The following is a 21,931-nucleotide window of genomic DNA, read 5'->3' as shown; positions in this document are numbered from 1 at the left end:
GAGGAACATTCAATACGCCCGGATCCAGCGCACTTTCGTCGAGGCCGGGACCGCCGAGCTTCCGCCTCCCGTGGTGGGCGTGCCAGGGTTGGTGATGGTCTGGTCACCGGTCACGGCCGACACATCGATGGCGATGCCGCCCTGGGAAATAGTGGTTGGACTGGTACCGTTGTTGCCGGTGGACAGCGCACCTTTGATATTGGTGGTGGCCCCCGAGGTGCTGACCAGGCCGCCGAGGATGACGTTGCCGTACAGGGTCCAGCCGCTGGTGCTCAGTCCGCTGTTGGCTTCAATGGCGATGTTGCCGATGGGCAGGCCGCTGTGGACAACGTTGGAGGAGTCGGTCCAGGTGGCCAGTCCCGGCGGGGTGGCGGTTTTGTTGCACAGGTTGGTCGGGTAGAAGGCGCCGGTGCACAGGCTCGAGTAACCGGAGAAGTTCGGTGAATACAAGGGCACCGAGCTGTTGCTGGTCAGGGTGACGCTACCGGTGGTGAGCACGGTATTGGTGAGCCGGCTCAGGCTCTGCACGCCGTCGAGGGTGACGTTGCCCTGGAACCAAAGCACGCCCGGCGGGAGGGCCTGGATACCGGTGAAGGTCCAGCCGTTGGTGGGGGTCGCGCTGTTGCCGCAACTGTTGTTGCCGTAGTTGCAGGTCAGGAAATTGGACCCCAGCAGGGTGCGCATGTCGGTGGTCGCCAGGTTGTACGGCCCCACCGACACCGCCGTGCCCGCGGCGGTGTTGACGTTCTGGATCTTCAGCATCGGCGTGTTCCCGGAAAAGTAGAACACGTAGTTGGCTTGGCTTTGCAGGGGGGTGACATCTATCGTGCTGGCGGTGATGTTGCAGTACGGTACGCCGGGCAGGCCGGGTGAGGCGGTGGCAACGTTCTGCGTCAGGTTCGCCAGTGGGGTACCGGTATAGGCCGTGCCGTTCTGGTTGAGCACGGTGCCCGTGATCTGGCTGGCGGTGGTGAACGTCGGCGTGTTGTATTGCGTCACGCTCAACGTGCCGCCGCCTTGGAACTGACCCACCGTCGCGGTGAGGATCGAGACGTTGCTGTTGGCCTTGAGCAGGTTGTAGGTGGCGCTGTAGCCGGTCAACGCGAGGGTGTTGCCCCAGAGGCTGCCCACGGTGCCGGTGAGGAAATTGACGCCGCCGCCGTACACCGCGTTGTAGGTCAGCGAGATGCTGGTGGGCAGGGTACCTGTGCCGGAAATCAACTGCGCGCCGGCGGTGGTGGTGATGACCCCGCCGGATTGAGTGACCTTGGTCAGGTCCAGGGTGTAGACCGTGCCATTGGTGAGGGTGATCAGGGCGGTCCCGGTGTTGGCGGCGGTGATCGAGTTGTCGGCGTTTTTTAGACCGCCGACCAGGGCGGTGCCGATCGTCGATCCGGCCGAGATCACATTGGCGGTGAAAGCCCCGGCGCTGATCGCCGCGTAGCTGCCGCCGGACTGAGTGATGTTGATGGTTTTGGCGGCTACGGTCAGGTTGACCGGCGGGCTGCTGGAACTCATGGAAAAGGTGCCTTCGGTGCTGAGGCTCGCGTTGTTCGCGATACCGCCGCCACTGAGGTTGATACCGCCCTTGGCGCATCCGGAGACATAGGCTGTCGAGCCGTTGGAAATGGTCAGCACGCCGGTCACGGCGATGTTCGCCAGGGTCGTGCCGTTGGTGATCGACAGGCTGCCGCCGCTGTAGTTGAAGTCGCCGTTGAACTGCAACGCCGGCGGCAGGTTGCCGCTGGGAGGCGAGCTCGCGGCGCTGGCCGGTGTCAGCAGGTAGACCACTTGCAGGGTGCTGGTCGCCAGGGTGTTGGTGGCAGTGACGGTGGCCGTGACCAGCGTGCTGCCACCGCTGGCGACTTTGGAAATGATCTGTGCACTGAGCCCGCTGGCGCTGATGGGCAGGTTGCCCAGGGTGACATTGGCCAGGGTGCTGTCCAGCAGCAACTGCCCCTGCAAGTACAGGCGCACCCATTCCACGCCACTCCAGACCCGCGACTCCGCCGGCGAGGTGGCGTGTGCCGCCAATTGCTGCTGCTGGGCGCCGCGTATGCCGTACATCATCCCCAGGGCGGTCACGGTCAGGGCCATGCCGACAAACAGGATCATCAGCGTTGCGGCCATGCCGCGTTGAGCGGCGCGTGTCGACTGGGAAAACGATCGGGCTGGCATCGAGGGCTCGGTCAGGAAGAGGGTTTTTCGAAATTGATCAGGCACGCCGTCGCCTTGCTTTGGACGTAGGCGGGCTGCGGATTGGTGCTATTGGGGTCCAGTGTGCTGTTGTTGGCGCTCAGGGTGATTTGCAGGCGATAGGCGGTATTGGTGGTGTCGGTGTTACGGCCGTAAGGCCAGCAGGTGGCGAAGCCGACCGAGAACGGCGCGGTGCCCTGGTTGGTGGCGATCAGCGTGGTGCTGGTCCAGGTCGCTGTACCCCATTGCGTCGAGGCCTGGGTACAACTGGTTCCGCCATTGATGCTGATCAGGGCGCCGTTGCTGGCCAGCAGCCCGGCACAACTGGCCGTGGCCGTGGAGCTGGTCTGGTAGGACCAGACAATCGCGTTGCCGGTGGTACCGGTCGGCGCGGCACTGGTCAGGGTCGGGAAATTGGTCTGGGCGGTGGCGGTGCCGGTCAGGGTGCCATTGCTCAGCGCGGCACCGGACAGCAGCACGAAATTATTACCGATATCGGAGGTGGCGCGCACGGTGGCGCTGCCACTCCAGAACCCGCCATTCATCAGCTCACGTTGAGCGGTCAACAGGGCCGAGGCGGCCTGGCCATCCTGGGTGGCGCTCTGGATCGATGTCACCGAGTTATAGACCAGGTTTTTATACAGCGAGAGCATGGCCAGGATACTGAGCAGGGAAATGACCGTGCCGACCATCATGCTGATCATCGTGAAGCCACGTTGTCCGCGGATCATGGCTCGTCTCCCACGCGAATGATGCCGCCAAACATACTGGTGTCCTGGGTGCGGGTGGTCAGTACCACCGAACTCAGCGGCGCGCCGCCGGTGAGGACGCTGGTGCCGACGGTGACGGCCAGGGGGGTGGTGCAGGTTGCCACGATCGGTTGGGTCGCGGTCTGGGTGGGGAGGGAGACGACGAGCAGGGCGGCGTTGGTCGTGCACAACAGCGCGCCGTTTTGCTCCAGCAGGCTGCGCATCTGGCTGACCACGATATTTTCCAGTTTCATGTCGCGCTGGCTCACCGCTGCCCGCGATGCGACATAGCTGATCCCCAGGCCGATAATCGACATCAGCAGGATGCCGAACAGCGCTTCGATCAGGATATCGCCCCGTTGTGGCTTCGGAACCGACCTATATGAGCGGGACATTGACTGCGCTCTCGCTGCCTGCCGTGACTTGAACGGTGCCGGTGGTGCATGAGCCGCTGCTGACCGCGAAACCTCGGTTGCTGAAGGCGATACAGGCCAGGTTGACGTTGGCGACCTGAAGCACGGCGACGGTCGGGAGCGGGGTACTCCAGAGGATTTGTGTGGTCACGGTACAGTCGATGGTCTGCCCGGGAGTGAGGCCCAATAACTTGAGGCTCTGGCCGGAGACGCACAGCACGGCGGCGGGTGCGGTGTCCTGCACCTTGCCCTGGTTGCGCAGGGCGATCGACTTGGCGCGGCTGATCCCTTGTCTCAAGAGGCCGGCGGCATCGCGTTGATAAGCGCTGTTGGTCCACGACTGGGTCAAGGGTACCCCCACTACCAGCAAAAGCGCGAACAGGGTAATCGTGATCATCATCTCGATCAGGGTGAAGCCACGGCTGTGCATTACAGCCAACTACTATAGGGACTGCAGGAGGAGATGCCGCGGTTGTTACCCTGGTCCAGGGTAAGGATGCAGCCACTGACAGTGGTGCCAGTGCCCGTGGCCGTTACGGTATAGGTCGTGGCGGTGGAGCTGATGGAATAGCTGAAATTACTGGACTGGCTGGGTTGCCAGCCTGACGTCGGGCTGGTGCAGGGCGTCGGGTTGCCGAACAGCACGCATTGGATCTGGGTGACACCGCTGGCGGTCGAGACCGGGTAAACCAATTGTTTCTGGTAATAGTTTTCCAGGTTGAGGCTCAGTGCGACCAGATCCGCCTCGGCGGACTTGAGGTTGCTCTTGGTGACGTAGCTGTTGTAGGCCGGAAGGGCAATGGCGGCAAGGATCGCGACAATGGCGACGGTGATCATCAGTTCGATCAGGGTAAACCCCGATTGTGTTCTGTTGTTGTTCATAGGCATTTGATTGGCGCTCCCCTGACCCCATGGTCACGTTTCATTATGACATCATTGAGTGACGGTTCGGGAATCAGGCCGGGAGGAACGACCCGGCCTGGAGAATCTTTCATCATCGGTCTTATTCCAGGACCTTCTGTTGATCTCCATCAATCCACAGACCGGGCGGCGCCCTGCCCAGGGCAGGACCCCACTCGGTCCGATTCATCGGTCTGCAGGTTCAGCGCGCAGCCTTTACGCTATTGCCAACTGCACCACCTTGAAAATCACCATGCCCATGGCGACGACCAGATAGCCGCGCAGCACCCCCATCCAGATCCGATTGCGCTGGGACAGGACCATGGGTTTAAGCTTGCCCAGTGGCGGCATGCGCCAAGAGTTCATCATTTCCTGGGTGAAGGTGGTTGTTTTGTCGGTCAGGCCGGCTTCGTCCACGGCTTTACGGGCGTGCAACACGTTCACCGCAATGGCGATGATCAGGCCCACGACACCGCCACCCATCAGGATATCGGTGATGGTTTCACCGGACATGTCCGGGAAGGCCACGGCCGAGGTCAGGACTACGGATAACAGCACGAGTATAGCGACGATGACCGCGGTCACCACATTGGTGAAGCGTTTGTTCACCCAAGGGCCCAGGACTTCCTTGTCATTGCACAGCAGCAGCAGGAACACCGTGGCGCTGGGCAGCAGGACGCCGGCCAGGGTCTGTACCGCGTTGGTCAGCAGGCCCAGCGGTACGCCCGGGATCAGCACCAGGGCCGCGGCGACGGCGATCAGGCCGCAGTACATCAGGTAGAAGCCCTTGGCATCGCCGGGTTTGCGGTGCAACGAGTGCTTCAGGCTCAGGACATCGCCCAGGGCGTAGGCGGTCGACAGCGACACGGCCATGGCGCCGATGATACTGGCGTCGATCAGTGCGACCGCGAACAGCACGCCCGGCAGACGCCCGTGATACTTGGCGATGCCGGCGGCGATGGCACCGGCGTCGGTGAAGTTGCCGAACTCCGGGTTGCCGACGAAGACCTGGGCGGTGAAGGCAATCATCGCCACCGCACCGATCACCACCAGGGCGATGCCCAGCCACAGGTCGGCGCGTTCGTACTTGATGAAGCGTGGGGTGATGCGCTTGTCGATCACGTAGCTTTGCTGGAAGAACAACTGCCAGGGCGCCACGGTGGTGCCGACGATCCCGATGATCAGCAACAACACGTCCGACAGCTTGCCGTCAGCCGGCAGTTGCGGGATGAAGAAGTCATGGGCGACCTGGGTCATGGGCGGATGGATCATCAGGAAGATCGGTACCAGCAGCAGGCTGCCGATGACCAGGACCAGGGCGAACCGTTCGAAGCGCCGGAAGTTGCCCGTGCACGCCGCCAGCATGATGAACACCGCCGCCAGGCACACGCCGGCCACCTTGGGCACCCCGAGGAAATCCATCCCCAGGCTGATGCCGATGAACTCGGTGACGATGGTCAGGGCGTTGAGGATAAACAGGTCGATGGCACTGAACGCGCCCCAGAACTTGCCGAAGCGGTCGAGGATCAGGCGGGCATGGCCGACACCGGTCACGACACCGAGGCGCAGGACCATTTCCTGGTTGACGTAGAGCACCGGGATCAGCAGCGCCAGGGTCCACAGCAGCAGCGTGCCGTAGTTCTGGCCGGCCTGGCCGTAGGTGCTGAAGGCGCCGGCGTCGTTGTCGCCGACCATGACGATCAGGCCTGGGCCGAGGATGGCCATCAGGGTTTTGAGGCGATGCATCCAGCCGTTGCGTGGGGCGATATCGTCATGGCGAATGGTGCCGAAGGCACCGCGGATATCGCCGATATGGGCGCTGTCGAGGACAGCGGATTGTGCATTCAAGTTGGACATGGTGAGTTCCTCCAAAGCGTGGCATTGGCAGCCGCTTTCGATTCCCATCGGACAGGCGAGCACACGTCTTCCTTCTCCTGGCCACAAACCGTGGGCGTTGTTGGAGACGAAATGACAGGCATTCCTGGCGTTATGGAAAACGCAATAAATTGGGTTGTTCAACCGCTGACCGAGGTCGGTCCGGGTTGTCTGGAGGTCACACGGAAGGGAACTGCATAAAGCGCGGGGCGTTCGAGCGGGGGGAGATCAACCAGGGTCAGTCCTACCTGCCAGGCGGCACCATTCCAGTCAGTGTGACCGGCCTACTAGAGCTGGGGTCCATAGGAGTTCTCCGTGGTTATTTCGGCGAATGTAACCAAATGTGAGAGAAAATGGCGAGTAAAAATTTATGAAATTTTTATAGGTGTTTTTGCCTGGGGGGTGGGGGCAGATAAGCCTTTTTTGGCGGTGTGGTTGGCGTTCGATGCAATGGATGGGGCTCACGACCCATGCTACGCTCAGTCAGACAGCCGAATATTTGCACACAAAACAGTGAGTCTGGAAATGGACTATTTACTCGCTTTTGTGGTGTTTTTATCACAGTTGATGTGCTCCGCCACTCAACGCTGTATGCGACAAATCACCCTCTCAGCAAAAAACGTTTATCTATTTGAAACTATTAAGTTTTCCGTGATGCATGGATGGTTTCGGCTGCCTTGTGCGTAAGGCTTGTGGATTCAAGTATCGGTAAAACAACAACGCCCGCCCCGCGGGTTCTTTTGCACATGGAGAGATCATGAAAACATCACCCAACGGTATCGCAGTGCTGAAGTATTTCGAGAGTTGCCGGCTGAAGGCGTATCCAGACCCGGCCAGCGGTGGTGCGCCGTGGACAATTGGTTGGGGGCATACCGGTCGCGAAGTGACTTCCGGGCTGGTGTGGACCCAGGCGCAGGCTGACGCGCAGTTGACCACAGACCTTGTCTCGCGGGAGCAGGCCGTCTCCAAAGCCGCAACGGTGCCGCTCAAGCAGGGCCAGTTCGACGCCCTGGTGGACTTCGTCTACAACCTGGGTGCCGGCAACTTGCAGACGTCAACGCTTCTGCGCTTGATCAATGCCAATGACATGACCGGGGCGGTGAAGCAGTTCGCGTCCTGGAACAAGGCCGGCGGCAAGGTGATGGCTGGCCTGACTCGTCGTCGCGCCGCCGAGGCGGCTCTGTTCACCGGCAGCAGCGGGGCGGATGCAATTGCTGCGGGAGTGGCGGCGGCATAAGCCTGTTCAGAGGGATTACCCAGGTCTGAAGGTGTCACCCGGCCAAGTTCAAATCACCACGATGGGCGATATGGACCTTGTTGCCGTCCGGGTCGCGAAGGTAGGCGCCGTAGTAGCCGTCGCCATAGTGAGGCCGAGGCCCTGGTGCCCCTTCGTCAACGCCTCCGACATGGAGGCCGGCGGCATAGGCTGCGTCCACGGCTTCCGGGGAAGGCGCAGAGAACGCCAGCATGCTGCCGTTGCCAGGGTTGGCCGGCAGGCGGTCATAGGGCGAATAGACGTAGAACCGAGGCAAGGTGCGATCAGGCATGACCCAGCAAGCGGCAGGTGGGCCACCGTCAGGCGTGACCGTGCGCCGGCACAGGCCCAACGGAATCAGAACCGCGTCGTAGAAGGCGGCGGCCTGGTCGAGATTGTTTGTTCCGACAGTCACGTGGCTGAACATTCCGGATCCTTCGAAAGTGTAGGTTTCAAGAGTATCGCAGTCCCACTCCATGACTGCATAGAGTGCCCGTTTGATCAACTGCACGCCTCAAGGGCGTGGCAATCCCTGTGCTCACACAAGGAAGGCTACGCCCCGGCGGGACGGCGTTACTTGACGTCTGGCCACTCCTTGAGCGCCCAGTCGGCAAACTGTTTGGCTCGACGCTGGATCTGCGCTTTGTCCCAGCTTCTCGCCAAGGCGACCTTTTGGGTGATTTTCCAGTTTGAGCCCTTTATGTGGGTCTTTTTATTGGCCCAGTCCTGGTCCTTGATCCTGCCGTTTTGCCCTTCAGTCAACGGCACAAGATTGCCGATGGTATGCAGGAGGGCCTTGTGCTCTTCCTTGGTAAACAAGATCGACCATTTGGCGTTCAGGCTTTGGGGCAGAACGTGCTCCACCGTGAAGTCATCGGTTGCGTTGTCATAGCCATTTTCCTTGTTGTAGTGGAGCTCACTCTGTATCAGCAGATACTTGGTGATTTTTCTTGAGTACATGTCCCCGCTTCGCAGGGTTTCTCGGATGTGCTGATCGTTGGGGCAGCGTGTCGTGCCAGTGACCAGTTTTTCCTTGAGCTTCCTGGGGTCAGCCCCGGCCTTGCCCCACAGGCCTTTGAAGACGGAGTGCAGTCCCGTGGGTTCCAGGCCCACGACGGCACGACGAACCAGGAATGATTCGACGATCGACAAGCACTGCAGCGTATGGCTTTTGGCGGCTGTTCCTTCTCTGGATGCATTTAACAGCTCCACGATGTATGGCCAGGTGACGGTGGTTTTCGGCATCAGGCTGAATCGGTGAACGCGCTCCCCAACCTCTTTGCTGATGCCCTTCAGTGGCGCGTATTTTACCAAGGCACAATAAAGGTCCGCGTACAGGTTCATTTCCGAGACGATGGCGCTCGGGTCAATACCGAACCAGGCCTTCTGCAACTCGGGAAAGGCCCTGGATTTAGAGACGGACCCATTGAACTTTATGAAGGAGTAGGTGGTGATATATTGATCAAACGAGTTCTCCGGGAAAGACTTTTCAAAAGGTCTCCAAGTGGATTCATAAAACTTGTTCAGGTCATCCCTGTTTTTGTCTGGAACGCGGGAGATGATATCGTTCCTGATCAGGTCTGAGAGCGACAGTTTGACGCCCTCATAATTCAGCTTCGAGAAGACACTGTTGGCGTCGTCTGTGGCCTCGAGGGTGACTTGAATGAATACGATCTTGGACAGGAGACGTTCCTGAAAGTACTCGATTTTCTTTTTTGAAATGCGCCCCGTCTCGCTGAAAAAGTCCTCGTTGAATTGCCGCTTGATATTGTCCCATTGGTTTGAAATACCCCGGCGGCTGGAGTGCTCATCGACACTTTCCTCCTTGAAGTTCCATTCAATGCAGGTGATGTCGGATTGCAGGATGTTGAACAGCTGCCGACGGTCCTGGATGGTCGGCAGGAGCTTTGGCATGCCCGCGTGCCTGCCCGCAGAGAAGGACAAGTAGGTCTGCGCGAGCGTCAGCGCATCTTCGTCCTTGCCGCCCTTGAGGTAGGACCAGACAAGGCCGCAGATGAGCAGGTAAATGGTGGTCAGGCGTTGTTGGCCATCAATCATCAGGTATTCATTAGGCGATTGGTTACCACCTTTTTTACCAAAGTCCTGGACAACGGTGGCGCCAATGAATTGCTCTGGGTTTTCGTCGCCAGAACTTTCTATGTCTTCCAATAGCGCCTGTAATGGTTCATTTCCCCAAACATAGTATCGCTGGTACACGGGGGCGGAGTACCGAACGGAACCATCGAAGGTTTCGTGAACACTAATTTTGTCAGGGTTTTTCATTTTCTATAGATGCTCAAAATGGTGAGTGGCCACTGATCGGGACTCTGGGGGGAGCAGAGAGCGTCTGATACAACCAGGTTGTAAGTTTTTGCAGGACGCAAAGTGGCCTTTGCAAATTCTGAAAAATTCACAACGGTTAAGTCTGTGTGATCGGTTTTTTTAGTAAACCTTTATCGGGGCATGCCCAATGTCAAGTTTGCAGTTGCCGTGGCCTGTGTCTCCAGAATGAACTTGGGCAGGTTCCGCCCGGATGGATCCGGGGCGCCGTTCAGTCAGGGTTTCAAGGCGTCACATTGGTTGCGTAGGTCACTCTCGGAGATCGCAGCCGTAGCCGAGGCGGCCGTGACCTGTTTGCGCATGGCAGGCATGGCGCAGGTCACTGTCTCCGGTGCTGTCGCAGTCGGTATAGGCGTAACCACTCAGCATCAACGGCACCGCAATGATGACTCTCATCACACCCTCCATGATTGCCAGGAAACAGTCCGGCACTGCTAGGTCCAATATTCTTCAGCGCTACAGGACGCTATCAAATTGACACTAGTGCGCGGAAAAGTTCCTTACATGTAAGAAAAGAATGTAGCGAGGCGCCCCGCATGGGGCCTGGGTTTCAGGCCGGCCATATGGGATACGTCTTGTGGCGGCCGGGCCATGGGCGTGGGATGTGATTCCCACAGGAGATCGAGCAGGAGTAGACGCTGGCATTGTTTCAGGGGGCGGGTGGGGAACGCGGCCCAGACACAGGCGCCTCCCTCCCATTGGGTTTTCTAGTCGAGTGTGTCCAGCAGGAGCCTCGGCTGTGTTGCTAGTCGAGGATTGAAAATCAGGGCAACTGCGTCAGTTTTTCGTGCGCGGCGGCCAATGGATTTTCCGCCGCAGGAGCCGCCTCCGGAGGCGGCAGGCGAGAAAGGTCATAAGCATATGAATTTATAATTCCAGGTTTTTTGGTGGTTTCTGCTAGTTTAAAAAATGAAAGACGTCATTGTTCCTGCTGGCCAACAGAGCGGGTCATGTTTCATAGGATGATAGTTAGATGCGGACTTCAACGGATTAAAGTCTTCTCAGCATTAGCTGCATGGCCACTGGGGAATAACTCTACCTATTGAAAGTCCATTTCATTGGATTGATAAACGGTATATGACATGACGGCTACTCTGAGTCACTCGTTTTCAAACGCGGTGCCCGCGACGAATGAACCCCTGGATATTTTCGAGCGCCACGAGTCCAACGTTCGCTCTTATTGCCGGGACTTTACCGCTACCTTCCAGACCGCCGAAGGCTCGACGCTGACGAGCGAGCAGGGCCAGGTATTCATCGACTTTTTCAGTGGTGCAGGCGCCTTGAACTATGGGCATAACAACCCGTTATTGAAGGCCGCGCTACTCGATTACATTGGTGGAAATGGCATCACCCACGGGTTGGACTTCAAGACAACGGCCAAAAAGGCCTTCCTGACGGCCTTCGAGGAGCAGATCCTGGCGCCCCGTCACCTGCGCTACAAAGTACAGTTCCCCGGACCCACCGGCACCAATGCTGTGGAAGCGGCAATCAAGCTGGCCCGTAAATACACCGGACGACAAAACGTCGTGGCCTTTACCAACGCCTTCCATGGGATGTCCTTGGGCGCGCTCGCCCTGACGGCCAACCCGCGCAAACGTGCGGGCGCGGGCGTTACCTTGAACAACGTGACCTTCATGCCTTACGACCAGTATTTCGGCGAGACGGTGGACACCTCACAGTTCCTTGAGCTGATGCTGCGCAGCGGCAGCGGAGTCGACAAGCCTGCGGCGATCGTGCTGGAAACGGTCCAGGGCGAAGGTGGGGTCACCCATGCATCGGCCGGCTGGCTGCAAGCAATCCAGGCGATTGCCCGGAGCCATGACATCCTCTTGATCATCGATGACATTCAGGCCGGCTGCGGCCGCACGGGGGACTTCTTCAGCTTCGAGGCCCTGGGTGTCACGCCCGATATCGTCACGTTGTCCAAATCCATCAGCGGCTACGGCTTGCCGATGTCGCTCACCTTGATCGCGCCGCATCTGGACGTATGGGAGCCAGGGGAGCACAACGGCACGTTCCGGGGCAACAACCTGGCATTCGTGACGGGAAAGGCCGTGATCGACCACTATTGGGCCGACCAGCGTTTTGCCGAAGAGATCAAGGCCAAGGCCAGCTTCTTTCATGAGGGCTTGCTGGCCTTGTCCGAAGGCTTTGCCGCCCAGGCGCCGAACCAGCTCAAAGGCCGAGGTTTTTTCAAGGGGATCGAGTTTCAGGACAAGACCCTGGCGCAAAAAATGGCGGCGCAGGCCTACGTTCTCGGACTGATCATCGAAACATCCGGTGTCGACAGCCAGGTATTGAAGTTCTTGCCGGCCTTGACCATCACTCGGCAGCAGATTACCCAAGGCCTGAAAATACTCGAGCAGGCGTTTGTCGACGTGATCTCGCGGGGTGAGCCATGAGCGCCATTATCGTGACCCGGCACGCGTCACTCGAAGATGCCCCGGCGATTGCACCGTTACTGGACAAGTATCGAGGTTTTTATGGCGAACCTTCCAACCTGGCGCGGTCGCTCGCGTTTATCCAAGAGCGTTTCTACTTGGGGGAATCGATTATTATCGTTGCGCAAAGCAATCAGGCAATTATTGGATTTACTCAGCTGTTCCCGAGTTTTTCAAGTGTCACGCTGCAGCGCTTATGGATACTGAATGACCTGTATGTCGACGAGGCGCAACGCGGTGCCGGTGCCGGACTGGCGCTGTTAACCGCGGCCAGGGAATTTGCCAAACAAACCGGTGCCAAACAACTGTTTATCGAAGGGGCGGAAGACAACCCCAGGGCGCGAAACTTATACACGCGCTTTGGATTTGTCGAGAACAGCGATTACCACTATTACCACCTGCCACTTCATCGCATCCAAGGATAGGAGCTTCCCATGTCAGAGACTGTTTACGATATCGTCGGTATTGGCTTCGGCCCTTCCAACCTGGCCTTGGCCATCGGCCTGGAGGAGTCGGATTCGCCGTTGTCCTTTCGTTTCCTGGATGCCAAGAAACGGCCCGATTGGCAGGATGAAATGCTGCTCAGCGGCTCGGATATCCAGAACAACCCTCTCAGGGATCTGGTCACACCGCGAAACCCGCGTAGCCGCTACGGCTTCGTCAATTACCTGAAGGAAACCGGCCGCCTGTTCGACTACCTCAACCTGCCGCTGACGTACCCGTTGCGGCGCGAATATGCCGAATACATCAAATGGGTTGCCGACCATTTTCAGGGCAGCGTGGAGTCCTCGGCGTTCGCCAACCGTGTGGAGCCGCTGGTGCTCAAAGGTGAACGGGTGTGGAAGGTCACCTATAACGACCAGCGGATTATCTACGGCCGCAGCCTGGTGCTGGGCACCGGGCGTACGGCGAACATCCCGGCGGTGTTCAGCGGATTGCTCGGCCCGCAGGTGTTTCACCTGAACCACTACCTGGAAAATGTCCACAACCTGCCGCTCTCCGCGCAACGCATCGGCGTGATCGGTTCGAGCCAAAGCGCTGTGGAAATCGTTCTCGACCTGAGCGCCCGGTTCCCGGACAAGGAAATCTATTCGTTGCACCGCAGCTTCAGTTTCCGTCTCAAGGACACCAGCCCGTTCAGCGACAAGGTGTACTTCCCGGAGTTCGTCGATTACTACTTCGACCTGCCCGCCGAAGCCAAGGCTCGCCTGGACAAACAGCTGCGTGGCACCAATTACAGCTCTGCCGATGGCGATGTGATCAACGCCCTGTATGTGCGAATCCATGAGGAAAAACTGCAAGGGAAACAGCGCATTCGCATTCTCAATAACATCGCAGTCGAACAGGCGGTGCTGGGGGCGTCGGGGCAGGTGGAACTGGCACTCAGGGAGGTCAACCAGCAGCAGCACTCAACCCTGGCACTGGATGCGCTGGTCTTGGCCACCGGCTTCAAGGACATTGCCGCCAAGGAAAACGGTGAGCTTTACCCTCCGTTGCTCGAGCCACATCACCGCCTGTTCCGAGCCGATGCCCACGGGGCTCTGGTGGTCAACCGCGACTACAGTCTGACGGCCCTGGATGATTTGCCGGCGGTGTTTCTCAACGGTTTGTGCGAAAGCTCTCACGGCCTTGGGGACGCGGGATCGTTCAGCCTGATTTCCCTGCGGGTTGAGCACATCTTGTCGGCACTGGAGGGAAAACTGACGCAGGTTGCGGCATTGCATCCGCCGGCAACAGCGTTGGCCTGATCCACGCCCCCGCAGCAGCCATCGCTGGCTGCTGCCCCATGAAAAGGAGTTCTCATGTTTACTGCGGCACTGATCTACATCCTGGCGGTTATCAGCCCTGGCCCCAACTTCATTATCGTCAGCCGGTTTTCTTCCTTGGGCTCGGTGTCCACTGGCATTGGCGCAACCCTGGGGATCTGCACGGTGGGTGTGTTCTTCTCGACCATTTCGCTGTTGGGCCTGGCGGCGCTGTTGCATGAGTATCCGGCGTTCTCCAAGGTCGCCACGCTATGCGGCTCGGCGTACCTGCTGTACATCGCCTATAGCATTATCAAAAGCGTGCTTGCGAAAAATACGGGCACGCCTGAAACCGCAGGGCCGGGCGTTACCAGCTTTGCCAAGGCCTATCGGGTCGGTGTTATCACCAACATCAGCAACATGAAAACCATCGCTTTCATGATCAGTATCTACGCGGGCTTCCTGTCCTCGCCGCGCTCGGACCTGGACAAGGTGCTGGTGGTGCTGTTGTGTTCGACCCTGGAAGTCACCTGGTACTCCCTGGTGGCCCTGTTGTTCGGCCAAGGCCCGATCAAGACATTGTTCCTCAAATACACTCGGCAGATCGACGTCGGATTGGCGATATTCCTGGTGGCGTTCTCCCTGAACAACGCGATCCCTGTGCTGATTGCCAGTCGCTGAGGGTGCACCATGGAATGGAAAGACTTGCTCAAGGAAGTGGGCGTGCGCTTCAAAAACCGTAGTTGGTTGTTGATCGACGTGGCACCGGAGGCCGCACAGTTGAGAGGTCTGGGGGCGAACCTGACGAGCGCCTACCCAGGTGTGACGTTGATCCTGGACTGCAGCCTTGAAGGCATTTTCCAGCTTGTGGAAGCGCTGGGCCCCGGGATCAGCTATGCGGCGTCGCTGCAGGCTGCCCGCCATGCGCCATCCCGCGCTGTCGTCCTCGCACCGGCCAAAGGTTTGGCGTTTCAGGACTTCAAGTGGGCCTGTTAAGCGGGTCGAGGGGGCGATCGGGAACTGACCGTGGCGATTGAAACTCACCGCAACTGTTTCAGTTTCGCCTCCACGGCATCATCAAAGATGATGTAGAGCGCTTCGATATCGGATGCCCGCAATCGCTTGGCGGATTCCAGGCCTCCGATCAATTCAATCTGAATGACCCTTTCAGCCTCCACGTCTGCGACGGTGCTGGCTGCATTGAGGGCCCGCACCAAGTCGCTGACAGGGTCCCGGATGGGTTTCGGAAGTCGTAAGAGGTCGAGCCGTTCTTGTGGCATGTATTCCTTAACTGATTGATTTTAATGAGTGATATTGGTTTTCATGCGGAATGGAAACTGGAGTGCCGTTCGAAATTACATTCCACTGTAACACCTGTTTGAAGCCGATCTGATAACCGATCGCATGCCTGCGCAAGGCGCTAGCCCCTGGGATACAACTCCCCCTCACTCAGTCTCGACACCACCGTGTGTATTTGTCTGCCAGCTTGTGACGTTTTTTGAGGGTTATACGACCTTTACGCCATAAAGGTGCTGTTTCCATACTTTGCCCAGGACATCGAGCGCAGGCATGCGCATAACCGTGATGACGCCATGACCTTTCGGCTTGACCAATCACGAGGCAGAGAAGGGGACAGAAGATGAGGCTCAAGAACAAATCGGTTTTGATCACCGGCGGTACCAGTGGCATCGGTCTCGCCACCGCCAGGCTCTTCATTGCAGAGGGTGCGCGGGTCGCGGTGACCGGTCGCGATGTTGCCGTATTTGAGCGTGTGCAGGCCGAGCTGGGCGAGAGCGCGCTGGTGCTCCAGGGCGACGTGCGTTCGCTCAAGGATATGCGGGCGGTTGCCGCCGAGGTGAAAGAGCGGTTCGGCGGCCTGGATGTCGTGTTTGCCAACGCCGGTCGAGCGTTCCCGTCCGCACTCAACGACATCGACGACGATCTCTATGAGGAGATCATGGACATCAACGTCAAGGGCGTGGTGGTCACGCTTCAGGCGGTGCTGCCTGACTTGCGAGAGGGCGCTTCGGTCATTCTCAACACCTCGTTCGTCGCGCAGACCGGCAAGCATGGCATCTCCTTGACCGCCGCGGCGAAGGCGGCCGTGCGATCACTGGCGCGCAGTTGGTCCTACGAGTTTCTCGAGCGGAAAATCCGCTTCAACGCGATTGCGCCCGGCGCGATGGACACGCCCCTGATCAGCAAGTGGGGGATGTCCGATGAGTGGGTTCGCGAGCGTAAGGCCGAGTTCGCCCAGGCTGTTCCGGTGGGCCACATGGGCAAGGCCGAGGACATTGCGTACGCGGCGCTCTATCTCGCCAGCGATGAATCCTCCTATGTGGTCGGCACCGAACTGGTCGTCGATGGCGGAGCCTCGCAACTTTAAAGGAGCAATTATCGTGACCGACAATAGCGAAAACAACGTCACCGGCGAGGGTCCGCTCAGCTCGGGGAGTTCCCGCCGCGATGTTCTCAAGTTCGGCGGCATCGTCACCCTCGGCTCCCTCCTGGGCGGCGGAGCCCTGCTTGGCCGTGCCGCTCCCGCTCTCGCGCAGGCCGGCAGCGGGGGAGAGGTGGCGCCGAACGAACCCCTGAATATTCTGATCGTGAATTACGACGGCGGCACGCTGCTCGATTTCGCCGGCCCCAGCGAGATTTTTCACCGGCTACCGAATACCAAGGTGCGTTATGCGAGCCTCAATGGCGGCAACGTGACCCTCGAATTCGGGGTTGTGTATGGGAATACTGAACGACTGGCCGACATTGAGCGGACCGACGTGCTCCTGGTCCCTGGCGGCTCGGATTTGTCGGCGCCGATGCGGCCGGAGTACCAGGCGCAGATCCTGCGCCTGGCTGAAAGCGCCAAGCATATTACGTCGGTCTGCAATGGATCGCTCGTGCTCGCCGCCACGGGCATTCTCAAGGGCAAGCGCAGCGCCTGCCATTGGGCCTTCGTCAACAAGCTGACTGAATACGGCGCCATCGCTGTTCCGGACCGCTTCGTCGAGGACGACAACGGCCGGTTCATGAGCGGCGGCGGCGTGACGGCGGGCATCGACTTCGCCCTTCGCGTGGCCGCGAAGCTGCGCGGTCAACAGGCCGCCGAATTCACGCAACTCGCGATCGAATACGATCCCGCCCCGCCGTTCCACTCCGGTCATCCCAGGGATGCTCGGCCAGAGGTCATTGCGATGGTCGACAAGGTACTGCCCGGCGCATCCAAGGGGCTCGCGCGAATACCCGGCGTTCGCTGAAACGCTGGCAAGCAATATTGGCTGCATCTGCCCAGCCGGGTGCGGCCCTCTTCCATTCAAGCCAATATCGGAAATCATCAGATGCGACAGATCCGTCTTTGTACGGCTGCCCTTGCAGCCGGCTTCTCCTTTTTCGCCTTTACCCTGCCGGCCACTGCCGGTGAACCACAGCGTCCGCCGGAAGCGGCCATCAAGGCCGAGAACGCGCGATGGGCGCAGGCCTTCGCGCGGGGTGACTATGAGGCGATAGGTCGCCTCTATACGGAAGATGGCGCCCTCTTGCCGCCCGGGGGCGACCGAGTTATAGGTGCCCGCGCGATCACCGAATACTTCGCCAAGGGCTATGCCGGATCCCAGCCTGGCAGCGTATCTTTCAGCAATTACGAGTTCTACGGTGACGATCAGGCGGTTACCGAAGTTTCGGAGGCCGATGTCCGTGATCACAGTGGAGCGCTCAAGTTTCGCGGTAAACAGATCCTGGTCTTCCTGAAGCAGGGTGGCGTCTGGAAGCTGCACCGCGACATGTGGAGTGATTACGGCCCCCTGAAACCTGACGCTCATTGAGCGCCCTGGTCTGACAGCAGTGGCCCTGGTGGCCACTGACTAGGCTACGCGCGCCGATGGGGCGTCGATCTATCCGCGCTCACCGCTCAATCGACTCTCGCGTCGGACCGATTGCGGCGGATGTCCATGCAGTTTGACGAAGGCCCTGCGCATCCGTTCCGGATCGGTGAAGCCCACCGCCAGGGCAATCTGTTCGATTGGTTCGCTACCATCGCGCAGGCGCAGGCACGCCGCTTCAACGCGCAAGCGCTCGACCGCCTTGGCCGGTGTTTCACCGGTTTCCCGGCGAAAGGCCCGTCCGAATTGTCGCAGGCTCAATCTGGCGGCATCGGCGAGTCGCTCGACAGGTAGCGCTTCAGCTAGATGTTCCCTGGCAAAATTCAACGCAATGCGGATGCGATCCGACTCCGGCTCCATTTGTGACATGGCGGAGAATTGCGACTGACCGCCTGGTCGACGATAGGGCACGACCAGCAGCCTGGCGGTAGCACGCGCCACTTCCACGCCCATATCCCGTTCGATCATGGCGAGCGCCAGGTCGATGCCGGCGGCGATGCCCGCGGATGTCCAGATATGTCCGTCCGCTATATAAATACTGTTCCCCCCGACTTTGATGCCAGGGAAGCGCGACTGCAATTGAGCGGCGTACAGCCAGTGCGTCGTTGCCCGGCGTCCGTCCAGCAAGCCGGTTTCCGCCAACAGAAACGCCCCGGTACAAACGCTTGCCACCCGCGAGGCCTTGGCTCCCAGTTTCTTGGCGGCGGCGATGTTTTCCGACGTTCGCATCGGCTCGATATCGCCACCAATGAACAGGACGGTGTCAAACCTGCGCCTGCCTACCGGCCTGGTCTCGATCGGAAGGCCCGCATTGCCCAGCACTGATCCTCCCGCCTGCGAGATGACCTGGAGATCATAGGGGGTATGGCCGGCGGCGGTGACCACCTGATTGAACGCCGAAAGGGGGCCGGCAAGATCAAGAGCATCATGGCCATGGCAAACGAAGAATCCGACTCGATGCATGATGAGGTCACTCAAAATCCGGGAGGGCGTATTTTGCGGGAAACCCTCGGATAGCGCCATGGCAGATCATTGCCTTCCACTGATGCAGAAGTCCTCGCGCCTGGCATGAGTGAGCACTGCCGCTGTTCGAGTGTGACGTTTCGTCGCTCCCATCGCAGCCGAGAATATTGATCTGAGTCAACGTCAGCCGTCTTCGCCGTCGGGACAATTCCGCCATCCCTGCGAGTGCCCATCATGCCAGGCCCCTTCGAATTTCTAAAAAAACCATTAATGAAGGAAATTGGCCTGATATTGCTTATCAAGCTCATCTTGTTGTTGGGGATCCGAAGCATCTGGTTCAGCGCTCCGGTCGAGGTCATGGATGACGGCGTCACAGTAGGCCAGCACGTGCTTGGCCCCCCTCCTACACCTCCGGAGAAGCCCCCCCAATGATCTCGGAATCAGTCGTCGACTTATCTCGACTGCAATTCGCTATGACGGCGCTGTATCACTTTCTGTTCGTCCCTCTGACCTTGGGTTTGACCTTCCTCCTGGCCATCATGGAGTCTGTCTATGTGATGACCGGCAAGCAGGTCTACAAGGACATGACCCGGTTCTGGGGCAAGCTGTTCGGCATCAACTTCGCCTTGGGTGTCACCACCGGCCTGACCATGGAGTTTCAGTTCGGCACCAATTGGGCGTACTACAGCCATTACGTCGGCGACATTTTCGGTGCCCCGTTGGCGATTGAAGGCTTGATGGCGTTCTTCCTGGAATCGACCTTTATCGGCCTGTTCTTTTTTGGCTGGGATCGCCTGAGCAAAGTCCAGCATCTGGGGGTTACCTGGCTGGTCGCGATCGGCTCGAACATGTCGGCATTGTGGATCTTGATCGCCAACGGCTGGATGCAAAATCCAATCGGGGCAGAGTTCAACTTCACCACTATGCGGATGGAGCTGACCAGTTTCAGCGCCTTGCTGTTCAACCCCGTGGCACAGGTCAAGTTCGTCCACACCGTTGCGTCCGGTTACGTGACCGGCGCGATTTTTGTCCTGGCCATTTCTAGCTGGTACCTGCTCAAGGGCCGCGATATCGGGTTCGCGCGGCGCTCCTTTGCCATCGCGTCGGCCTTCGGCATGGCATCGATTCTTTCGGTCATCATTCTGGGCGACGAGTCTGGGTATGAAATCGGCGATGTTCAAAAAACCAAGCTCGCGGCGATCGAGGCCGAGTGGGATACCGAGGCCGCACCTGCAGCCTTTACGCTGTTCGGGCTGCCGAATCAGGCCGAACAACGTACCGATTACGCGGTGAAGATTCCTTATGTCATGGGGATTATTGCCACGCGATCGCTAGACACACAGGTGACAGGCATCAAGGACCTGGTTGCCCAGCATCAGGTACGGATCCGCAATGGCATGGTTGCTTATGACCTGCTTCGGCAACTGCGCGCAGGGGATAAAAGCGAACAGACAGTCTCTGCCTTCAACGCCGTGAAAAAAGATCTGGGCTACGGTTTACTGCTCAAGAAATACACGGACAAAGTGGTCGATGCCAGCGACCAACAAGTCAAACAGGCTGCGCTGGACTCCATCCCCGGCGTATCTTCGATTTTCTGGACCTTTCGCCTGATGGTACTCAGCGGCTTCCTGATGCTGGCCTTGTTCGTCTGTGCGTTCTGGGCGTCTACCCGCAAGAACGAAATGAGCAAACCCTGGTTGCTCAAGTGGGCGCTGTTCAGCCTGCCGCTGCCGTGGGTCGCCACGCAAACCGGCTGGTTTGTCGCGGAGCATGGTCGTCAGCCCTGGTCTGTCGGCGAAATACTCCCGACCCATCTGTCCGCTTCAAGCGTTTCGACCGGTGATGTCTGGGGTTCTCTGCTGGCGCTGGTCGCGTTTTACAGCGTGCTGTTGGTGATCGAGATGTACCTGATGATCAAGTTCGCCCGACTGGGTCCGAGCAGCCTGCACACCGGTCGTTATCACCTGGAACGCGAGGCATCGCTCGCTCACGCCACACAGCCGGCCCTGGTCTGAGGAGCACAATGATGTTCGACTATGAAAGCCTCAAACTGATCTGGTGGGTACTGGTTGGCGTCTTGCTGATCGGCTTCGCCCTGACCGATGGTTTCGACCTCGGCGCCGCCGCGCTGATGCCCTTCGTCGGCCGCAACGATAACGAACGACGGGTGGTGATCAACACCATCGCGCCGCATTGGGATGGCAATCAGGTTTGGCTGATTACCGCCGGCGGTGCCTTGTTCGCCGCTTGGCCATTGGTCTATGCCGCTGCGTTTTCGGGCTTCTACTGGGCCCTGCTGCTGGTGCTGTTTGCCTTGTTTGTTCGCCCGGTAGGCTTCGATTATCGGAGCAAACTGAGCAACACCCGCTGGCGGCAAAGCTGGGACTGGGGCCTGTTTGTTGGCGGTGTGGTGCCTTCGCTGGTATTCGGCGTGGCGTTCGGTAACCTGCTCCTGGGCGTGCCCTTCCAGTTTGATGACACGCTGCGCTCCAGCTACCACGGTAGTTTCTGGCAACTGCTCAGCCCATTCGGACTGCTCGCCGGCGTCGTCAGCTTGAGCATGCTCTGCCTGCACGGCGGCACGTGGTTGATGATGCGTACGGAGGGAGATATTGCCCGGCGTTCACGCCGCGCTGCTCAGCTGTTCGCGGCGGTTTATCTGCTGGCCTTCATCGGTGCCGGTCTCTGGCTCTTGCTGGGCAGCATCGAAGGGCAAACCATCACCTCCGCCTTTGAGCCCGGCATGGCCCTGAATCCGTTGAGCAAGACCGTCGCCGCGAGCAACCTGGGCTGGATGGCGAACTACGGGAAATACCCGCTGACCGTCATTGCACCGGTAGTGGGAATAGTCGGGGCGTTGTTGGCCCTGCTTTCGGCCAGCGGCGGTCACAGTCGCTGCGCGTTCCTGGGCAGCAGCCTGGCCATCGTTGGCACCCTCTGCACCGCTGGTTTTTCCCTGTTCCCCTTTGTCATGCCGTCGAGTATCGACCCGGCCTCCAGCCTGACCGTATGGGATGCGGTTTCCAGCCGTATGACACTCAACATTATGCTGGTTGCCGCAACGATTTTCGTGCCGCTGATCCTCTGCTACACCCTTTGGTGCTACGCCAAAATGTGGGGCAAAGTGACCACCAAGCACATCGACGCCAACCCCCACGGCCTTTACTGAGGAACGCACA

24 protein-coding genes are annotated in these 21,931 nt (G+C 59.1%); 13 read left to right on the top strand and 11 right to left on the bottom strand.

Annotation, left to right across the window (positions count from 1 at the left end; all coding sequences use genetic code 11):
- Nucleotides 1-9 precede the first annotated feature (9 nt).
- The 6 genes from CWE01_RS06160 to CWE01_RS06135 all read right to left on the bottom strand — a co-directional run bounded on the left by CWE01_RS06160 (nt 10) and on the right by CWE01_RS06135 (nt 6,115).
- A complete protein-coding gene (locus CWE01_RS06160; protein ID WP_100939645.1) occupies nt 10-2,178 on the bottom strand; it encodes a hypothetical protein in 2,169 nt (722 codons plus the stop codon).
- Between the two features lie 11 nt (nt 2,179-2,189).
- A complete protein-coding gene (locus tag CWE01_RS06155) occupies nt 2,190-2,927 on the bottom strand; it encodes a PilW family protein (protein ID WP_100939644.1) in 738 nt (245 codons plus the stop codon).
- A complete protein-coding gene (locus CWE01_RS06150) occupies nt 2,924-3,340 on the bottom strand; it encodes a hypothetical protein (protein ID WP_100939643.1) in 417 nt (138 codons plus the stop codon). The genes CWE01_RS06155 and CWE01_RS06150 overlap by 4 nt, the downstream gene beginning before the upstream one ends.
- Nucleotides 3,324-3,788, bottom strand: coding sequence for a Tfp pilus assembly protein FimT/FimU (locus CWE01_RS06145; RefSeq protein WP_100939642.1), 465 nt, complete (start codon nt 3,786-3,788; stop codon nt 3,324-3,326). The genes CWE01_RS06150 and CWE01_RS06145 overlap by 17 nt, the downstream gene beginning before the upstream one ends.
- Nucleotides 3,788-4,246, bottom strand: a complete 459-nt coding sequence (locus CWE01_RS06140) for a type IV pilin protein (protein WP_305729720.1) — start codon at nt 4,244-4,246, stop codon at nt 3,788-3,790. Before CWE01_RS06140 ends, CWE01_RS06145 begins: the two co-directional genes overlap by 1 nt.
- Before the next feature lie 228 nt (nt 4,247-4,474).
- Nucleotides 4,475-6,115, bottom strand: a complete 1,641-nt coding sequence (locus tag CWE01_RS06135) for an Nramp family divalent metal transporter (RefSeq protein WP_100939717.1) — start codon at nt 6,113-6,115, stop codon at nt 4,475-4,477.
- 333 nt (nt 6,116-6,448) lie between these two features.
- Between CWE01_RS06135 and CWE01_RS33265 the strand changes: the two genes are divergently transcribed.
- Nucleotides 6,449-6,820: a hypothetical protein gene (locus CWE01_RS33265; RefSeq protein ID WP_157815189.1), complete on the top strand. Its 372-nt coding sequence runs from the start codon at nt 6,449-6,451 to the stop codon at nt 6,818-6,820.
- A gap of 70 nt (nt 6,821-6,890) precedes the next feature.
- Nucleotides 6,891-7,370 (top strand): lysozyme, encoded by a 480-nt coding sequence (locus CWE01_RS06130; protein ID WP_100939641.1) that lies wholly within the window; start codon nt 6,891-6,893, stop codon nt 7,368-7,370.
- A 34-nt stretch (nt 7,371-7,404) separates the two neighbouring features.
- On the opposite strand, the gene CWE01_RS06125 is transcribed toward CWE01_RS06130, so the two are convergent.
- From CWE01_RS06125 to CWE01_RS33260, 3 genes are all read right to left on the bottom strand, one after another.
- A complete protein-coding gene (locus CWE01_RS06125) occupies nt 7,405-7,803 on the bottom strand; it encodes a VOC family protein (RefSeq protein WP_315975348.1) in 399 nt (132 codons plus the stop codon).
- Nucleotides 7,804-7,961: 158 nt separating this feature from the next.
- Nucleotides 7,962-9,671, bottom strand: coding sequence for a DUF262 domain-containing protein (locus tag CWE01_RS06120; RefSeq protein ID WP_100939639.1), 1,710 nt, complete (start codon nt 9,669-9,671; stop codon nt 7,962-7,964).
- A 306-nt stretch (nt 9,672-9,977) separates the two neighbouring features.
- Nucleotides 9,978-10,124: a hypothetical protein gene (locus CWE01_RS33260; protein ID WP_157815188.1), complete on the bottom strand. Its 147-nt coding sequence runs from the start codon at nt 10,122-10,124 to the stop codon at nt 9,978-9,980.
- Between the two features lie 743 nt (nt 10,125-10,867).
- Here CWE01_RS33260 and ectB point away from each other — a divergent pair.
- Genes ectB through CWE01_RS06095 form a run of 5 tightly spaced genes read left to right on the top strand, consistent with a single transcriptional unit; the run spans nt 10,868 to nt 14,910 of the window.
- Nucleotides 10,868-12,130: a diaminobutyrate--2-oxoglutarate transaminase gene (gene ectB, locus CWE01_RS06115; protein ID WP_218177026.1), complete on the top strand. Its 1,263-nt coding sequence runs from the start codon at nt 10,868-10,870 to the stop codon at nt 12,128-12,130.
- Nucleotides 12,127-12,594: a GNAT family N-acetyltransferase gene (locus CWE01_RS06110; protein ID WP_100939637.1), complete on the top strand. Its 468-nt coding sequence runs from the start codon at nt 12,127-12,129 to the stop codon at nt 12,592-12,594. Before ectB ends, CWE01_RS06110 begins: the two co-directional genes overlap by 4 nt.
- 9 nt (nt 12,595-12,603) lie before the next feature.
- On the top strand, nt 12,604-13,917 hold the full coding sequence (locus CWE01_RS06105) for a SidA/IucD/PvdA family monooxygenase (RefSeq protein WP_100939636.1): 1,314 nt from the start codon (nt 12,604-12,606) through the stop codon (nt 13,915-13,917).
- A gap of 54 nt (nt 13,918-13,971) precedes the next feature.
- The gene (locus tag CWE01_RS06100) at nt 13,972-14,595 is read left to right on the top strand and encodes a LysE family translocator (RefSeq protein ID WP_100939635.1); all 624 of its coding nucleotides are present in this window, start codon (nt 13,972-13,974) and stop codon (nt 14,593-14,595) included.
- 9 nt (nt 14,596-14,604) lie between these two features.
- Complete coding sequence (locus CWE01_RS06095; protein ID WP_100939634.1) at nt 14,605-14,910, top strand: hypothetical protein; 306 nt, start codon at nt 14,605-14,607, stop codon at nt 14,908-14,910.
- 44 nt (nt 14,911-14,954) lie between these two features.
- Here the strand turns inward: CWE01_RS06095 and CWE01_RS06090 are convergent, their stop codons facing one another.
- Nucleotides 14,955-15,194: a hypothetical protein gene (locus tag CWE01_RS06090; protein ID WP_100939633.1), complete on the bottom strand. Its 240-nt coding sequence runs from the start codon at nt 15,192-15,194 to the stop codon at nt 14,955-14,957.
- A gap of 359 nt (nt 15,195-15,553) precedes the next feature.
- Between CWE01_RS06090 and CWE01_RS06085 the strand changes: the two genes are divergently transcribed.
- From CWE01_RS06085 to CWE01_RS06075, 3 genes are all read left to right on the top strand, one after another.
- Nucleotides 15,554-16,300, top strand: coding sequence for an SDR family oxidoreductase (locus CWE01_RS06085; RefSeq protein WP_100939632.1), 747 nt, complete (start codon nt 15,554-15,556; stop codon nt 16,298-16,300).
- A gap of 13 nt (nt 16,301-16,313) precedes the next feature.
- A complete protein-coding gene (locus CWE01_RS06080; RefSeq protein WP_100939631.1) occupies nt 16,314-17,168 on the top strand; it encodes a DJ-1/PfpI family protein in 855 nt (284 codons plus the stop codon).
- An 81-nt stretch (nt 17,169-17,249) separates the two neighbouring features.
- Nucleotides 17,250-17,732, top strand: a complete 483-nt coding sequence (locus CWE01_RS06075) for a DUF4440 domain-containing protein (protein WP_100939630.1) — start codon at nt 17,250-17,252, stop codon at nt 17,730-17,732.
- 69 nt (nt 17,733-17,801) lie between these two features.
- Here CWE01_RS06075 and CWE01_RS06070 read toward each other — a convergent pair whose 3' ends face one another.
- A complete protein-coding gene (locus tag CWE01_RS06070) occupies nt 17,802-18,752 on the bottom strand; it encodes a helix-turn-helix domain-containing protein (protein ID WP_100939716.1) in 951 nt (316 codons plus the stop codon).
- Nucleotides 18,753-18,986: 234 nt separating this feature from the next.
- On the opposite strand from CWE01_RS06070, the gene cydP reads away from it, so the two are divergent.
- The 3 genes from cydP to cydB are packed head-to-tail and all read left to right on the top strand — an operon-like array spanning nt 18,987 to nt 21,921.
- Nucleotides 18,987-19,184, top strand: coding sequence for a cytochrome oxidase putative small subunit CydP (gene cydP / locus CWE01_RS34175; RefSeq protein ID WP_100939629.1), 198 nt, complete (start codon nt 18,987-18,989; stop codon nt 19,182-19,184).
- Complete coding sequence (locus CWE01_RS06060) at nt 19,181-20,767, top strand: cytochrome ubiquinol oxidase subunit I (RefSeq protein WP_100939628.1); 1,587 nt, start codon at nt 19,181-19,183, stop codon at nt 20,765-20,767. Before cydP ends, CWE01_RS06060 begins: the two co-directional genes overlap by 4 nt.
- An 11-nt stretch (nt 20,768-20,778) precedes the next feature.
- The gene (gene cydB, locus CWE01_RS06055) at nt 20,779-21,921 is read left to right on the top strand and encodes a cytochrome d ubiquinol oxidase subunit II (RefSeq protein ID WP_100939627.1); all 1,143 of its coding nucleotides are present in this window, start codon (nt 20,779-20,781) and stop codon (nt 21,919-21,921) included.
- Nucleotides 21,922-21,931 lie beyond the last annotated feature (10 nt).

This window comes from Pseudomonas sp. QS1027, from assembly GCF_002814235.1.
Lineage (GTDB): Bacteria > Pseudomonadota > Gammaproteobacteria > Pseudomonadales > Pseudomonadaceae > Aquipseudomonas.
This window is presented reverse-complemented; position numbering and strand designations above follow the sequence as displayed.

What these genes read in the sequence shown, in the direction of transcription:
- cydB (WP_100939627.1), top strand. Translation starts at nt 20,779, where the DNA reads ATGTTCGACTATGAAAGCCTCAAACTGATCTGGTGGGTACTGGTTGGC.
- CWE01_RS06095 (WP_100939634.1), top strand. Translation starts at nt 14,605, where the DNA reads ATGGAATGGAAAGACTTGCTCAAGGAAGTGGGCGTGCGCTTCAAAAAC.
- CWE01_RS06110 (WP_100939637.1), top strand. Translation starts at nt 12,127, where the DNA reads ATGAGCGCCATTATCGTGACCCGGCACGCGTCACTCGAAGATGCCCCG.
- CWE01_RS06160 (WP_100939645.1), bottom strand. Translation starts at nt 2,178, where the DNA reads ATGCCAGCCCGATCGTTTTCCCAGTCGACACGCGCCGCTCAACGCGGC.
- CWE01_RS06120 (WP_100939639.1), bottom strand. Translation starts at nt 9,671, where the DNA reads ATGAAAAACCCTGACAAAATTAGTGTTCACGAAACCTTCGATGGTTCC.
- CWE01_RS06150 (WP_100939643.1), bottom strand. Translation starts at nt 3,340, where the DNA reads ATGTCCCGCTCATATAGGTCGGTTCCGAAGCCACAACGGGGCGATATC.
- CWE01_RS06130 (WP_100939641.1), top strand. Translation starts at nt 6,891, where the DNA reads ATGAAAACATCACCCAACGGTATCGCAGTGCTGAAGTATTTCGAGAGT.
- CWE01_RS06105 (WP_100939636.1), top strand. Translation starts at nt 12,604, where the DNA reads ATGTCAGAGACTGTTTACGATATCGTCGGTATTGGCTTCGGCCCTTCC.
- CWE01_RS06100 (WP_100939635.1), top strand. Translation starts at nt 13,972, where the DNA reads ATGTTTACTGCGGCACTGATCTACATCCTGGCGGTTATCAGCCCTGGC.
- CWE01_RS06075 (WP_100939630.1), top strand. Translation starts at nt 17,250, where the DNA reads ATGCGACAGATCCGTCTTTGTACGGCTGCCCTTGCAGCCGGCTTCTCC.
- CWE01_RS06155 (WP_100939644.1), bottom strand. Translation starts at nt 2,927, where the DNA reads ATGATCCGCGGACAACGTGGCTTCACGATGATCAGCATGATGGTCGGC.
- cydP (WP_100939629.1), top strand. Translation starts at nt 18,987, where the DNA reads ATGCCAGGCCCCTTCGAATTTCTAAAAAAACCATTAATGAAGGAAATT.
- CWE01_RS06145 (WP_100939642.1), bottom strand. Translation starts at nt 3,788, where the DNA reads ATGCACAGCCGTGGCTTCACCCTGATCGAGATGATGATCACGATTACC.
- CWE01_RS06135 (WP_100939717.1), bottom strand. Translation starts at nt 6,115, where the DNA reads ATGTCCAACTTGAATGCACAATCCGCTGTCCTCGACAGCGCCCATATC.
- CWE01_RS06060 (WP_100939628.1), top strand. Translation starts at nt 19,181, where the DNA reads ATGATCTCGGAATCAGTCGTCGACTTATCTCGACTGCAATTCGCTATG.
- CWE01_RS06140 (WP_305729720.1), bottom strand. Translation starts at nt 4,246, where the DNA reads ATGCCTATGAACAACAACAGAACACAATCGGGGTTTACCCTGATCGAA.
- CWE01_RS06085 (WP_100939632.1), top strand. Translation starts at nt 15,554, where the DNA reads ATGAGGCTCAAGAACAAATCGGTTTTGATCACCGGCGGTACCAGTGGC.
- CWE01_RS06090 (WP_100939633.1), bottom strand. Translation starts at nt 15,194, where the DNA reads ATGCCACAAGAACGGCTCGACCTCTTACGACTTCCGAAACCCATCCGG.
- CWE01_RS06070 (WP_100939716.1), bottom strand. Translation starts at nt 18,752, where the DNA reads ATGCATCGAGTCGGATTCTTCGTTTGCCATGGCCATGATGCTCTTGAT.
- CWE01_RS33260 (WP_157815188.1), bottom strand. Translation starts at nt 10,124, where the DNA reads ATGAGAGTCATCATTGCGGTGCCGTTGATGCTGAGTGGTTACGCCTAT.